General features: G+C 40.1%; 14 protein-coding genes. 2 read left to right on the top strand and 12 right to left on the bottom strand.

Annotation, left to right across the window (positions count from 1 at the left end; all coding sequences use genetic code 11):
- Positions 1–627: 627 nt before the first annotated feature.
- Together QNO02_RS16430 and QNO02_RS30300 are read right to left on the bottom strand one after the other, a co-directional pair.
- Positions 628–1,230, bottom strand: a complete 603-nt coding sequence (locus QNO02_RS16430; RefSeq protein ID WP_289389349.1) for a GNAT family protein — start codon at positions 1,228–1,230, stop codon at positions 628–630.
- Positions 1,231–1,919: 689 nt separating this feature from the next.
- Positions 1,920–2,075: a 4-hydroxyphenylacetate 3-hydroxylase C-terminal domain-containing protein gene (locus QNO02_RS30300; protein WP_353959125.1), complete on the bottom strand. Its 156-nt coding sequence runs from the start codon at positions 2,073–2,075 to the stop codon at positions 1,920–1,922.
- Between the two features lie 72 nt (positions 2,076–2,147).
- On the opposite strand from QNO02_RS30300, the gene QNO02_RS16425 reads away from it, so the two are divergent.
- The gene (locus tag QNO02_RS16425; RefSeq protein WP_353959124.1) at positions 2,148–2,447 is read left to right on the top strand and encodes an AbrB/MazE/SpoVT family DNA-binding domain-containing protein; all 300 of its coding nucleotides are present in this window, start codon (positions 2,148–2,150) and stop codon (positions 2,445–2,447) included.
- A gap of 91 nt (positions 2,448–2,538) precedes the next feature.
- Here the strand turns inward: QNO02_RS16425 and QNO02_RS16420 are convergent, their stop codons facing one another.
- The 3 genes from QNO02_RS16420 to QNO02_RS16410 all read right to left on the bottom strand — a co-directional run bounded on the left by QNO02_RS16420 (position 2,539) and on the right by QNO02_RS16410 (position 5,435).
- Entirely contained in the window at positions 2,539–3,492 is a 954-nt protein-coding gene (locus QNO02_RS16420) for a hypothetical protein (protein ID WP_289389347.1), read from the bottom strand.
- 89 nt (positions 3,493–3,581) lie between these two features.
- Positions 3,582–4,229 carry a M78 family metallopeptidase domain-containing protein gene (locus tag QNO02_RS16415; protein ID WP_289389346.1) on the bottom strand — a complete coding sequence of 216 codons (648 nt, stop codon included), beginning with the start codon at positions 4,227–4,229 and terminating at the stop codon, positions 3,582–3,584.
- Between the two features lie 552 nt (positions 4,230–4,781).
- Positions 4,782–5,435 (bottom strand): sugar O-acetyltransferase, encoded by a 654-nt coding sequence (locus QNO02_RS16410; RefSeq protein ID WP_289389345.1) that lies wholly within the window; start codon positions 5,433–5,435, stop codon positions 4,782–4,784.
- Between the two features lie 826 nt (positions 5,436–6,261).
- Between QNO02_RS16410 and QNO02_RS16405 the strand changes: the two genes are divergently transcribed.
- Entirely contained in the window at positions 6,262–7,137 is an 876-nt protein-coding gene (locus tag QNO02_RS16405) for a trypsin-like serine peptidase (RefSeq protein ID WP_289389344.1), read from the top strand.
- A 58-nt stretch (positions 7,138–7,195) separates the two neighbouring features.
- Here the strand turns inward: QNO02_RS16405 and QNO02_RS16400 are convergent, their stop codons facing one another.
- From QNO02_RS16400 to QNO02_RS16370, 7 genes are all read right to left on the bottom strand, one after another.
- Positions 7,196–7,864 (bottom strand): SOS response-associated peptidase, encoded by a 669-nt coding sequence (locus QNO02_RS16400; protein ID WP_289389343.1) that lies wholly within the window; start codon positions 7,862–7,864, stop codon positions 7,196–7,198.
- A 74-nt stretch (positions 7,865–7,938) separates the two neighbouring features.
- On the bottom strand, positions 7,939–8,826 hold the full coding sequence (locus QNO02_RS16395) for an ATP-dependent DNA ligase (protein WP_289389342.1): 888 nt from the start codon (positions 8,824–8,826) through the stop codon (positions 7,939–7,941).
- A gap of 130 nt (positions 8,827–8,956) precedes the next feature.
- Entirely contained in the window at positions 8,957–9,517 is a 561-nt protein-coding gene (locus QNO02_RS16390) for a hypothetical protein (protein ID WP_289389341.1), read from the bottom strand.
- Positions 9,518–9,969: 452 nt separating this feature from the next.
- A complete protein-coding gene (locus QNO02_RS16385) occupies positions 9,970–10,293 on the bottom strand; it encodes an AbrB/MazE/SpoVT family DNA-binding domain-containing protein (RefSeq protein ID WP_289389340.1) in 324 nt (107 codons plus the stop codon).
- 652 nt (positions 10,294–10,945) lie between these two features.
- Positions 10,946–11,146 carry a hypothetical protein gene (locus QNO02_RS16380; protein ID WP_105408717.1) on the bottom strand — a complete coding sequence of 67 codons (201 nt, stop codon included), beginning with the start codon at positions 11,144–11,146 and terminating at the stop codon, positions 10,946–10,948.
- A 9-nt stretch (positions 11,147–11,155) separates the two neighbouring features.
- On the bottom strand, positions 11,156–11,860 hold the full coding sequence (locus QNO02_RS16375; protein WP_289389339.1) for a hypothetical protein: 705 nt from the start codon (positions 11,858–11,860) through the stop codon (positions 11,156–11,158).
- Positions 11,861–12,527: 667 nt separating this feature from the next.
- Positions 12,528–13,121 carry a hypothetical protein gene (locus QNO02_RS16370; RefSeq protein WP_289389337.1) on the bottom strand — a complete coding sequence of 198 codons (594 nt, stop codon included), beginning with the start codon at positions 13,119–13,121 and terminating at the stop codon, positions 12,528–12,530.
- Positions 13,122–13,711: the final 590 nt, after the last annotated feature.

The following is a 13,711-nucleotide window of genomic DNA, read 5'->3' as shown; positions in this document are numbered from 1 at the left end:
CCAATAAAGCCCGGCGTATGCGTGAGTTTTATGTATAAAGGAGTTGTTCTGTTAAACTGCCCTTTAGCTTAATGAATAAGTGGGCAGAGAGCTATTATTAGAAACATATCTAATCGGTAATCGGGCTATGTTCTTGTCCATTTCGGCAATCGGTAGAAGTTCTTGTCCTCAACGGCTAGTTCTAGTACCAATATTTCGCTTTTTTAATCCGATATCAGCCTCTGTTTATCTCATTATCGAGCGTTTGATCCATTAGAAATGTGAAAACTGTCCTGCATTAGGCTGCTTATCGAGGTATTAAATACATCGATTGTTACTTAGGTATTTATCTAATCGGCAATCGGATCAAGTTCTTGTGCATTCCGGCAATCGGTACAAGTTCTTGTCCTTGGCTCGGGACAAGAACTTGTACCGATAAAATAAAAAAGCCGCTAAAATAGCGACTTCAATGGGTATATGTTCTTGTCCCTCAACATTTAGCCTAGCTAGGTGATAGCTTTATGAATTGTTCTGTTAGATTATATTAGTGTGACACATTATTGATTAATTATACATCATCCCCAAAAAAAATTTAAGGCACATGTCCTTCCTTATATCCGAATTAAGTACATCGTGATCTTAGACTAATTAATTATCATCACATTTTGTGGGATCATTTAAATCAGTTGTTTCCAACTTCTGATCCTCACCAATGAACTCATCAATTGAAGTTACATTTTTAACTACCTTTTCTCCAAAAATATCGGATAATATTGAGTTCAAATCCTTATCTATAGTTCCACTATCAGTTTCGTTACGCGTTAACATTTCGTGATCAGGCGTCGTATCTAAATCGAGCTGACTGTCATAATATTCAGAATCACTCTCTTCATCATCGGAATGTATATTGTTTAATCTTATGATTCCTGCGGAAGAGGCAGCATTTAAAAAAGCAGCACCCTCTATAGTAGGATAATTTTCCGTGTTATCCTCGGGATATTGTATTTTTTCAAATAGTTTTACTCCAAGCTTTAACATTTCAGTACCTATACCGGCCCTCTGATAATCTGACTTAATATTCATACTATTTAATTTATAAAATTCATAACTAGTGTAATCATCATCAAAACTGATATGTTCATAATCAAATTCTCCGATGACTTCCTCATCATGTATTGCGATTAATCCTTTATCATTATCTTTAATTTCAATCTGCCTTCCCTTTTTGTCATTAAAAGTAATATGACTCACGGAAACTCCTCCTTTTATTATGTAGCTCTTCCTATTTAAATTAACTCAGTTATATACAGTATGATGCAGACTTTGGGCTAATCTTGTGTGTTAAAGATTAGTCATACTACCTTGGTCTGATCGATCCATAATATACAATAAAGCTGGTAACATCATGAAAAGCATCAAGACTCTCCATTGAAGTATTAGGCCTAACATTTCAAAATTCATAATTTCATGCTTACTGTACGCCAAAAAGAAGATCACTAAGATCAAAAGAATACAACCTGCTAGTAAAAAGAAACTAAGAGTGAAGACCAAACTACCTAGCAAAGAGTAATTTGTGAAAAAGTAGCCCAATCGGTTATGAAAAATTTTCGCCCTCTTACGATTAATCTTATTTACCCACCTCCCACTCACTGGTCAAATTATCAACTAAAATTGAGTAGATTGTACTTCATGGTTAACCCAAACTATGGTACCTCGTTTGTTCTCGTGATCAAGTTGACAGTCGAAACCGTGTTTTCTGTTGAAATATTCATTCCGAACTGTCAATGTGATCCCAGTCTACAGCTAACACAATTATATCATAAAAATCTGTTCATCTAATTTTCACGGACCCTAAAATAATAAACTTGCATCTCTTTTAAAGATTCAGGTGGACACTATAATATGATTAAGTTAGAAATTTCACGAATGGATCATGCTGGTTATTCTGTCTCGGAAGAAAGCATCACAAGGCTGCTGAAACTGATCTTATGGAGTATTCCCAACATCTCATGATAAAAAGAGGAGTAATGCATCGTAGCAGCAATCAGCGGCTTTGGGGCCGGAACATAATAGCCCTGTGAATCCGGTTCCGCCATCATTTCCGAGTCTAGGCAAAGAGATTTCAAACTCTCAAGCATGGTTAGAATAACATTTGTTCTTGTGTATAGATTACGTCTAACAAGAGTTATACGTTCCGGAGTCTTGATGAGATAGGGAGATTTGTTCTTCCGAAGCAGCTTCGTAAAGAGCTGCATTTAGGGGAGAAACAGATGCTTGAAGTATTCAGTGATGGTGAGAGGATCATCATTGAAAAATACGACAATCTGGAACCCTGTTTAGTTACTGTTCCATTACCAAAAGCTAATCACACCTTTGCATTTGGTAATGGAACAGTAACGTTAAGCCCTGAAGGACTGGAAAAACTAATTAAAGAATTAAGTGACTATAAAGAATCACACAAGGATTGAAGGAAGGCAGCCCCTTTCGTATGCCTATACCGATAAAGGAGGGATAACTCAAAAGAAGCGATCGTTGAATCAGCGATCGCTTCTTTTTGAATCAAAGTTGCAAACGGCAATCAACCGTCGTATTGCTCAGGTCGATGATGATGTTTTCCAGTTCGTTGTCGAACCAGATAACCTCTACGCGGATCTGAGCCCCGCCCTTTACTTTTAGAGAAGGAATCGACAGCTTGTATTCGGTCAGACTGGTATCGCTATAGGTGAAATCTTGTTCTGCCAGCGGGGTAGCGGGGTTTGCCATATCTCGAAGTGCAATCTTGCCCGGTCTTGCGCCGGAGCTGATGCTTTCGGTACAAAGTCTCGTCTTGAAGTAAATCTCCGTTTTTTCAGGAAAACGCGGCAAATTAAGGGCGAGGTAGGGATAGTTTGTCGTAGACGCCGTACGCCCCGCTTTTGGTTCATGAGCAAAGAGCAGGATAGGGTTATTTTCAGCACCTGACGGGGCGACCAACACGTGGAATAAGCAATGATAAATCAAGGAATTCTGTCGGCCCAAAAAACTGTACTTTCTCGATTGGGGATACCGATGCAGCCAAGTCCAGAGGTCTGACATAATGGTCTCGGCCTGGCCGACGTACATGAATCGAATCGTGGCTTTGGCCGTGATGTTCGAGCCTGAACCGAACCCGCCCGTCATACACGAACAGTCGATACGGTATTTGTTCACCCAATTGAGCTTGCGTAAGGCATCGCGCATGATATTAAACACCCAGGCATAGCTTTTTTGGACATCCTCCGAAAATCCGCCCATAAAGACGTCTAAGGCATGCATGAACTGTTCATAACGGATCACTCGCGAATCGTCTAGGTTGGTATACTGATAGGCATGGGTGCCTACCCCATGATGACTTTTTTCGTATTCAATCCCAATAATGATGTACCCTGGCGGTGCATCAAAATATTCTGAAGTATGTTGCACATCGCCATTCGCATTGCAGCTCACGTGTGCCTCGATTTTTTCCTCAAATATATCGCTAATGAATCCGCCCATAGGGAACCTCCAAAAATCGTTTTTTATGATAATCTCTTCCGTTACTAAGCAGACATTTTCCCTGACGATACCGCATAAAGCATCAAACATTATTGTATAATTGTACTGTTGAAAAATTGATCACATTGTTGAGGTGTTATATTGGTACCGCCTACATTTGGAAACATTAGATTATCAGGATTGGCATTATGTTCAGGCTGGTTAGGAAACGGATCGGGATCATCAGCAGAACCACCCCTATTACTAAAATTAAGTACATGTCCTAACTCATGTGCCAAGGTTGGAGGTTCGGCCAATCCACTTATTAGAATAATGTAATTGGAATCATCAAGTTGGCGTGTATGACCGATAACTTCAGTAGGTTCACCATTTCTTATAAAATTGTCTCCTTCTACGAAACAAACCAACACATTTATTTCTGGAAAATACCTTTTCATTGTGTCATAAACATCTATGGCATCTTGAGATAAATCAGGGCCTATATCTATATCTTCTGCTATTAGGCGAGTGTCAAGTGATGCATACGAATCTTCCCCATCCGAAAATGCCCAAACATTTCTAATCGTAAAACTTCTATTACAAGATAAAAATAGGGCTTCAGCATCTCTCATATGTTGAGTTATTCTTGTGTGACCAGTCCCACCAGTATCTGCATTTCTTGAGTACCACATTTGTGCATTAATATAATTGCCACTAGGTATTCTAGTTCTTGGGTGTCGATCATGTAAGTTATCCATTTTATATTCTCCTTGAATTTAATTACAGTATTTATATCTTGTTACAAAAAGCCATGAGTTATGCGTAAATAGCCCGTTCGCGCTCCTGGTGCATGCCTGGCTGCTCGATGCTTTCAGAGACGAATAAAAGAACGGCCGTGGCCGTCCTGGGTGTGAGCTGCGCCGGTGGGCGCTATGGTTGTTCAGAGAAAATAAAGTGTTAGACTGAAAAATAAAGAATTAGACTGGGAAAATAAAGTTGTAGACTGATTGACCGTATTCCGGAAGCGCCGGTTCGGCGCGATCGGCACGCCGGTGGCGCCAGCTGCGCGGCGAAGCTGCAGCTCACGCTCCTGGTTGTTCTTCTGGAAACGCCGGTTCGGCACGCTGGCAGCGGCCAGCTGCAAGTTACCTTACCAGTCTAATTCTTTTTTTCTAATAATGTTCGCTCTTATGACTCTTTGCAAGGCTTAGTCTAAAACTTATTTTTCAATATCTGACGATTTTCTAAGCCCTTAACCGCGTCAAATTAACTACCTTGGTCTAATACTTTATTTTCTCTGAACAATGGTGCTACGCTGTCCGGATGGGAGGGAGCGCTGCGGGGTGTAAGACTAACTCCTTTAGCTTGGCCGTTTCTTTGTTCTCGATCATTTTCATTACCACTGTATCGGCCTGGCTTGGATCAAGCTGCATAAGCTTTTCATAAAGCCCTTCTTTTTCGTATAAAAGTATCATTTGTTTCTTTTCGGCTTCAGCCAGATTTTCAGCCACAATGGAATTATTACCTATTGAAACACCTGGAAGAACTGCACAGTGCCCTCCAATCCAAACATTATTTCCTATCGTTATAGGAATACCGTAACCAGATTTATTTCGGTCCTTGGGGTTGACATTATGACCTGCCGTGTAAATGCCGACATTAGGTGCGATCATGCAATCATCACCGATATGAACCTCCGCCATATCCAATATGGTGCAATTGTACCCGGCATAGAAGTTACGACCAACATGAATGTTATAACCCAAATCACAATGAAAATTATGATCAATGCTAAAACCTTCACATACGCTGCCAAATAGTTCTCGAATCAATCGTTCTTTCTCTTGTCCATCTTCCGGATCGCAGTCATTATAAGCCTTCACAAGCTTTTGGGCCCGTATGCTTTTCTCTCGTAGTTCAACCGTTCCTCGTTCATAATAGACCTTTTCTTTATCTTCTTTCATTTTTTCCTCCAGGCAACATGGTTTTACTAATTATATACTAGCCAGTACCTAAGTTGAAACTAACCTGCCCGTTAGCTTTATGAAACCGATAAAGAATTTTATCAATATTGGTACCATATTCTTAACCTTTTCAACAATGAACTAGTTCTTTGCCTTTGGTCGAAAAAACCTAGTTCCTGAAACAAAAAAATCGTTATTCAAGTGAAGTCTTATATTCATATGCTTTTATCCCGCCACAATAGTTCCACTTAGAACTTTTTAGATAACTAGCTAATCCGAAATGACACAATGTTCTTGTCCTCATTTCGGGACAAGAACTTGGTTCCTTAAAACAAAAAAAACCGCTAAAATAGCGACTTTGGATGGAACAATGTTCTTGTCCCTCGACATCTCACTCACTCAGAGTTCGGCGCTTTTTGTTTGTATAATGTATATGGCCAGTCCAAGATGGCCTATTTGTCAATCATCCTTCGGCATTGGAACAATGTTCCTGTCCCTCGACAATATACGTGCTAAGATAATGAGCTTCGCTAGCAAAGTTGTAAATCTCGAATAATCCCGATCAAATGATCAGTTTGCTTGTAGGACCAAAAAAGAGCATAGCGGCAATTTGCCGCTATGCTCTTTTTTCACTCCCCCATTCCAGGAGTCGCCAGCCTCTCCCAGTGGGAGAACAACAATTCTTGTTACGGCCACACTCCTGAGCTTACATACTGGACAGAAGGCAGCTGGACATAAATCGACTTTCGCAGTCATTATTCAAATGCATGGATTTCTATATTGTGGGAACACTTACACTAAATTCGATTATGAAGGATGAAAACATGTGATTAGCTTATCAGAAGAGGAATATGTAAAAGTTTTAGCTTACTGGACACCAGAAAGAAAATTAAAAGCGATACCAATATCTCCACCTGCTTATAACAGCAGTGATTTCCAAGTTGAGGACAAGAACAGAGAAAATGATGACTGTTCAATTATCCCAAGCAATAATTCTAACATGAATTTTAATTTACAGATGCTTGGCACAGCATTTCCGGCTGATGTAGCGCAATTCCCATATCATGTTGGAGGAAAGTTTTTTTTTACAGCTACTTTACCAGATGGAACCAAAGAAGATCGTACTGGCTCGGCTCAATTTGTTGGACACTGTAGCATTATTTTAACTGCTGGTCATTGTGTAAGAAATTCTGAAGATGGTCAGTATTACACAAACCTCTTATTTAGCCGAGGATACGATAATGCTAGTGGAGATGATTACTCTATTACCAGGGTAGAAACCCCAGACAATTTCGTCGGGAGCACAGGTACTAGACGCCGATCATTTGATTATGCCTTTGCTTTTACACATAAACCGTTTAATGATTGGATTGGCCTACAGATTAATAATCCATCCAACAGTTTTCGTTCAATTGGCTATCCCTTTAATTATGAAGAGGGAAAAAAAATGTACGCCGTTGATGGAACGAAGGGAGATGTTCGAGGCAACGTTGTTGAAATGAAAGGAAATCCATTTGGACCTGGTGCTAGTGGTGGAGCATGGATAGCTAATTATTCAACTGAGCGAAACGGTTTAAGTAATTTAGTTGTTGGGTTGAATGGTGGGTATGCGCTGGATGGGTCAGATAACTGGTATAGTCCATTGTTTGTACGTGAAACAATAGATCTGTTTAATAAAATACAAAACAATGCACGTTGCTGAGTCATGCTCTTTTGTTTGGAACAAATTCGAGCCCGTTGGACTCTAGATAAGCATTTGCCTAAGAAACTTCTTGTATCAGAGCTATATTGTTGTTCCTCACATTACCAACTGAAGAATCAACTTTGTATGCGCGCATCTCTGACGCTGAGAAGGGTCTGAGAAGGCTTGTAACACTCTTATTGTCCGTTTCTCTATTTAACCACTCGGATTCATCCTGTGGCCTTATAATGGCCGGCATTCGATTGTGGATTTCGGCCATTAGGCTGTTTGGTTCCGTGGTGATAATGGTACACGTTGATAACTTGTTTCCGTCCGGATCCAACCAAGTGTCATACAGACCGGCGAGCGAGAAAATGGAGCCATCTCTCATTAGGATTCGCATTGGCTGCTTTCCGGATTCATCCTTCTTCCACTCATAAAAACCTGAACAGGGAATGATACATCTCTTGGTACTGACCAGCCGCCTAAATGCAGGTTTCTCGGTTAGCGTCTCAGCTCGTGCATTTATCATCTTAGATCCGATTTTGTCATCTTTAGCCCATGAAGGTACCAAGCCCCACCGGAGTGAGCCTAAGCGATTACCATCACTGGTTGCAATGATTGACGGAATAAACTGCATAGGGGCAGCGTTATAATTTGGACGATAGTCAAAACCTTTAGTGTCTGAAGCCAGGTATCGTTCCATTATGCTATCAATAGGATCAATAATTGTAAATCTGCCGCACATACGAATACACCTCACTATAAAATTCGTTATAGGTCCAGGTGGGGAATTGTTATTCTCCCAGACTCCGCACCTCGTTATGCTACAGTCAAATCAACTAGTTTCTCTATTATTGGTGATCTTAGTTTACCATCTTTGGTAAAGCACTGAAATCGAACTTGGCAACTTACAACTGGCTCAAGATAAATCCAATCCTTATTCTCATTTCTTACAAGCCTCTTGGCTTGAGAATGAAACTTAGACAGTATGTCTTTATGTGGTGGGAATTCAAGTATCCCTACGTGTTTGCCATTCAATTGTAGCCCCCAGCCAAATGCTCCTTTTCGAGTTGCTGATATCTGGCAAGTTACATATTGATATGCCTTTATTTTTGTAATTACATCTTTTGGTCTTGCATTTAAAAAATATGGTGCATCACTGTTGTATTGAACTATGCCCTCTAACCCCTGTTGTTTTACTCCTAAGAAGAGCTGGAGGCCGTCATCATATAAAGGTGTTATGGATATTGTCTCAGATGGGTTTAACACCGTCTGAAGAAGTTCACGCCTCTTATCAAATGTCATCGTCGTTACCGACTGGCCATCGACCCACAAAACGTCCCATATCGGAAAGTGAGCTTTTAATGTTTTACAGATTGATTTGACGGCGGTAGACTTTTTCGTGTGAAAACGGGTCATTGCATCGTCCCACCAGATCTTTGGTGGCTGATCTGTAGGCTGAGTAACATCAAAAGCGATGCATTCTCCATCCAGGATAGCTGTTTTAACTGATAATTTTATTTCTTGAAGCTCCGGGAAACGTTCAGTTACTTCAGTTCCATGTCTTGTATATGCACGTACAGTACCATTATCGTAATGAATTAATATCCTAAATCCGTCCCACTTCATGCTGGACTTCCAATCTTTTTTTATGTCACCAGGTACTAATGGCTGTAATAACATTAGTTTTAATGGTTTATTTAGCATAAGCAAAAACCTCCGCCCTAACCTTAGCATGCGGAGTATAAGTCTATCTATATGAGATTGTTGGGATGAATGAGAATTATGTACAGTCATATGTCATAATCTATTCCGGGAATATTTTTGGTTGATCAAATTACGTTAGCCGGTTTAATCGTTGATCGAATTCTTGTCGAAGGTGTGGTCGGGTATATTCCAAATAGGCACGCGCAGTTTGAATCACAAAGCTATGATATTTTGAATCAATTGCTGATCTGAGCCAATAGTCGAGAATCGCTTGATCATCTTTCTGGCCACTCCACCATTCGATCTTGATTTGCCCGGCTTTGTCCATCTCACGCAATTTATTCCGGACATCGGTATAGACTATGGGTGGTTCAATTGGGGTGACGGCGGTATCCGTGATAACTTCCTCAATCCAACGATTAGGTTCTGTGAAAAATGGACCGGCATCTAACTTATATATTGCTCCTGGTACATCACGATACCGGAATTCAAACGCTCCAAAGACTCTTTCAGTAAAAATGGGAATGCCATTCTTCCTATGTTGCCCCATAGTCCACCGTCGCCCTTCGCGACCTAAAAAGGCGTGAGCCATGTCAAAATCGACCGCTGCAAATACTCTGCCTTCATTGTTGTACCCGGGCTTAATAACCTTCAGATCCGTTTGCGGTGATGCATGATAGACGATTTTCATGTAATAATCATCCTCTCGTTATCTTGTTGTTACATGCTCCTGAGATGGGAATTTAAAGTCATCACGATGATAGGCTTCTTGGCAAAGTTATTCCACACATGTTAGACTTTGACTATCTTTGATCTATTAAATATGATGACATACCACATTTTGGTTGTCAAGGAAGATGTTTTAACCCATAAGTTTAAATAGATGCATATAAAACACAGCCTAAAAAACCTACTCTATATCTTCTTCAATAGCTCCTTTTACTTTGTTACGGCCTTCCTGATGTGGACATTTCCAATTAGGATCACACCAATAAAATAAAAAGCCCTACTCCTTCGTTTAGTTAGGAATGGAATACCACCGGTCTTTGCCCTTCTTGGCTCGGCTCCATGACATTTTCCAGCCGGAGGAGTTTTAGTGTTTCCTTGCTCAGCGTCCGTTTTGGTTTAATACTTATTTCTATTTCAGTGTTTACTTATTTTTTCCAACGTAGCGTCCACTTCAGGATTGGATGCCGCTCCCCCTTCAGTCGTTTCCGGAACCTGATCCAAACATGAACCGCAGATGAAATATTCTTTGAAATAGGACAGCCCTTCCTTGGAAGAGCAAAACATACATTCCTGGGTTCGAGATTTCCTCAATATCAGACGTTCATCATCTTCTTCTACAAAGTATTTAAAAGGATTGCCAAAATCAATCCCAAGTGTACGCCGCAATTCCATCGGTAATACAATACGCCCCAAGGCATCCACGTTACGTACCATTCCGGTATTTCTATCTTTCCTCATAACAACTCTCTCTTCCTTTTTCCTTATTACCCCATATGGATATTCCCCCTTTATTCGGCTCAGAGTCGTTTTTTCAATTGGCCACACTTTAAACATTCGGGTTTTGAAGAAAAAAAGGCAAGATGCAGGAGCTGGCCATGAGTCTAAAGTGTCTTAAAAACCGAACATTACAGTTCCCATCCTAAATGTCTATGTAATTCGCTTGGATCAAAAAGATTCCGATCTCGTCTTAACAGTTCTACAATAGCTGCTGCTTCCCCGGCTAACAGGGACTTATACTCGTCAAACGTCTCGCCGCCGCTCTCCCAAACCCTTGTCACAAAAACGGCTGGTCCACAAACACTTACAGGAGTAGATCCGAAAGCAAGGGTAAAGTTAACCGGCTTGCCGGTGAGGGCTGCTGAAAATTTGAGGTTAGGGCTGGACACAGCTCAATAGAAATAAACTCTATATATTATAAAACAGAAGATTCTATTTTCTGGCATGGGTGTTTGTAGGGAGAATGCATGTTGGAGGAGATATATTTCATTATTTTCTGAAGATAAGCAGAAAAAAACATCTCCTGGAGGAGATGCTTTTTTTCTTGAGTAGAAACATTTGTTAGGATTGCTACTGGGAATCATTCGTCCTAAAGTGAGGAAGTATAAATATATTACTCTCTTTTTTCAGCATCTAATCGCCGACGAAATACCAAAGCCGAGACAGCAAATACAATAAACGATGCTGCTGAAGCAGCGGTAACCATCTTCAACACATTGCCTATTGGAGAGTTAAACAACAGAGCAACTGAGATGATTAAAACAGCACCAGTTAAACCCATCCCCAAAACCGAGATCGCTAAAATCTTGTTCATCAAATCACCTCACAGGTAATTGAAACAAGCTACTGCCCCAGCGATAGCACCACCACCAAGAACTGCATATGCACCAATACATGCAGCACATATCGGAGCAGTCACTGGTGTCGGTACTGCACACGAACCCCCACACGCGACCGCAATAATATAAGCCGCCGTACCACCAATTCCAAGTACTGCTCCAAGACAACCTGCCACTGCGCCTACACTATTTGGTTGCACTCCAGAGTTAACTGGCTCTTCTGCAAGCATTTCTTCATCTGTGATATAAGGTCTGTCAGTGTCCACGGATTTAACAACTGATCCATTCAAATACGTCTCAACTCGGAAGTTTCCTGCCTCATTCTGGGTCACCAGCATTTCATTTGTCTGCAATACGGTATTATCCTCATCGAAGAATACTGTTACGTTACTAGGAAGGCTGTAATCCCCATTCAAAGGAACTGTAACAACCGTAACTCCACCGCCAACCGTGTACACACTCGATTTTTCCAAATCAAAAGCAGAGACAGGGGCGATATTCTCAATTTCACCTGCTTCTACTCCATGTAGCGTTGCATCGATCAATTCCTTGGCTTCATTACCTATAACTACAGCAAAATCTTGGCTGTTATCCGCTTGTGCTGTAACACTCAAATTTGGAGATAAACTTAAACAGAAAATAGACAAAATCATTAATACTGGCAAAAAGACCTTTTTCGCCTTTAACATAATAAAAAACCTCCTATTTTTTAATATTACGTCATAACATTTCCTCTTCAAGATTGATACCATCTGTATGCAATTGCTTAGATAGCAGTTCGATAGCATCTGCATGTTCAATGAGGGCTTTTTCTTTCTCGTTGTCCGACGTACCTGGGAGTGTATTGTAGAACTGAATGCTGCTAGGCCTAGATTTGGATTTCTTTTCCTGCCCCGAGTTGGTCTCCTGACACGTTGCCCATTAAGCTGAAGCTTAGGCCAAACGTACCCGCAATTAACCAAGTCTTCTTATATTTCAATAACATTCACGCTCCTTATAACCAGTTTTGAGGATTTCCCTCACATATATAGACACCCAAAAAGGAAAATAGTTTCCTTTTATTTGATTATTTTGTCACAGAATCCAAAAAAAAGTTAGAATAGGCACCTATATGGTACAGTAAGTGGAAGCATTGAAGTACGTGCGTCTGACGTGCCATTCGGCTAAAGTTCCTTTAATAATCCATTTAGTAAGGGTTACGTCTCAAAAAAGCAGACTTCCAAGATAATTATTGGGAGTCTGCTTGATGAGAATTAACCCTTATTTTTCCATGTGGATAAATTGTGCTTCCAAATTCGACATAACCGGCTGCCCTATGGTTTGGCCAGCCGGTTGCATTATAAGAGAAACATGAGTTTAATCAACCAACATACTATTTTTGAATTGCAACTGCACCTCGAATTTATTTTCCGGAGCTAATAAGAAGAGAGTCCTTATTTTCTTGTATTTCTTTTTCCATATTCTTGAATATGATACCATCACAACTTTTTCATAAATTATTCCGGTTCCGGTCTGTTCAAAATTTACTGAGACTATCTCTTGAAACTTATCATCTAATAGCTGATCTAAGATTCGTTGGTGAGTCTTCATTCGGTACGTTTTTTTTGTTTTTCGAGATCCCTTTTCGAGTGCTTCTATAAGTTCTAAAACAATTGATTTAAGTTCGTGACGATCTACTGTACCTTCTGGGAGATTCATGTGAAGAGTTTTCATAAATCGGTTCATTATCACATAGGTGGTGATTTTCTTATAGACAAGTCGATCGGCTACGCTTACAACGAATAATAAGAATGAAAGTATCACTAGATCAGCAGCAGCATTAACATTAAATCGCAGAAGAACAATAAAGCTACATAAACATAATGTGATCCATAAAGCCCAGACATACTTTGCTTTAATAGCAAATCTAATAGTATCGCTACATAACTTAAATAAAACTAATTTGATCATAATAACTTCTCCTCTTCTATAATATATAGATTCATTATAGAATTTTAAAAATTGAGATGTGCCAAAAATGGTTCTATACTGTTTGAGTCAACATCTGGATTCGTTGAAAGAATAAAAGATAAGGAATACATGGTCTGATTTTGAGACTGTTTGCTCTGTCTCCCTGTTTTCAAGGGATTACGTCATATGGCTGCTGTCATAACATAATTCATAACTTGAAATTCCTAGGCCGTTGTGGACCTTCGCTACTAGAATAAAAAAGCCGCTAAAATTAAGCGACTCCAGATGTTGCTATTTTCTAAATACAAAAACACCTAGATTAACTAGCTACCCCAACCGTGACCACACATTAATAAGCTTCTTTATGGTAACTCTACGTTCCTGTAGCTGTTTATGTACTTCAACGCATAACTTTACCTAAACCGTCCATGATTAGCTTTTGGCTGCTGCGAAGCATGCGGACACGATCACCAATTGTGTCCAAACTGGAAGCCCTCCTTGATTATCACGTAATTAACTTTCAATGTAATAGCGTTCGGATTGTAAGTCAACAAAAAAGAGACTGATTAATTCAGTCTCCTCTGGAGAGT

Origin of the sequence: Paenibacillus sp. PK1-4R, assembly GCF_030369595.1 — a bacterium.
Classification (GTDB): domain Bacteria; phylum Bacillota; class Bacilli; order Paenibacillales; family Paenibacillaceae; genus Paenibacillus.
Note: the sequence above shows the minus strand (reverse complement) of the source record. Positions and strands in the feature narration are given on the sequence as shown.

Excerpts from the sequence above, each read along its gene's own strand:
- QNO02_RS30300 (WP_353959125.1), bottom strand. The coding sequence starts at position 2,075 with ATGGCGGAACCGGATTCACAGGGCTATTATGTTCCGGCCCCAAAGCCG.
- QNO02_RS16420 (WP_289389347.1), bottom strand. The coding sequence starts at position 3,492 with ATGGGCGGATTCATTAGCGATATATTTGAGGAAAAAATCGAGGCACAC.
- QNO02_RS16415 (WP_289389346.1), bottom strand. The coding sequence starts at position 4,229 with ATGGATAACTTACATGATCGACACCCAAGAACTAGAATACCTAGTGGC.
- QNO02_RS16410 (WP_289389345.1), bottom strand. The coding sequence starts at position 5,435 with ATGAAAGAAGATAAAGAAAAGGTCTATTATGAACGAGGAACGGTTGAA.
- QNO02_RS16400 (WP_289389343.1), bottom strand. The coding sequence starts at position 7,864 with ATGTGCGGCAGATTTACAATTATTGATCCTATTGATAGCATAATGGAA.
- QNO02_RS16395 (WP_289389342.1), bottom strand. The coding sequence starts at position 8,826 with ATGCTAAATAAACCATTAAAACTAATGTTATTACAGCCATTAGTACCT.
- QNO02_RS16390 (WP_289389341.1), bottom strand. The coding sequence starts at position 9,517 with ATGAAAATCGTCTATCATGCATCACCGCAAACGGATCTGAAGGTTATT.
- QNO02_RS16385 (WP_289389340.1), bottom strand. The coding sequence starts at position 10,293 with ATGAGGAAAGATAGAAATACCGGAATGGTACGTAACGTGGATGCCTTG.
- QNO02_RS16380 (WP_105408717.1), bottom strand. The coding sequence starts at position 11,146 with ATGAACAAGATTTTAGCGATCTCGGTTTTGGGGATGGGTTTAACTGGT.
- QNO02_RS16375 (WP_289389339.1), bottom strand. The coding sequence starts at position 11,860 with ATGTTAAAGGCGAAAAAGGTCTTTTTGCCAGTATTAATGATTTTGTCT.
- QNO02_RS16370 (WP_289389337.1), bottom strand. The coding sequence starts at position 13,121 with ATGATCAAATTAGTTTTATTTAAGTTATGTAGCGATACTATTAGATTT.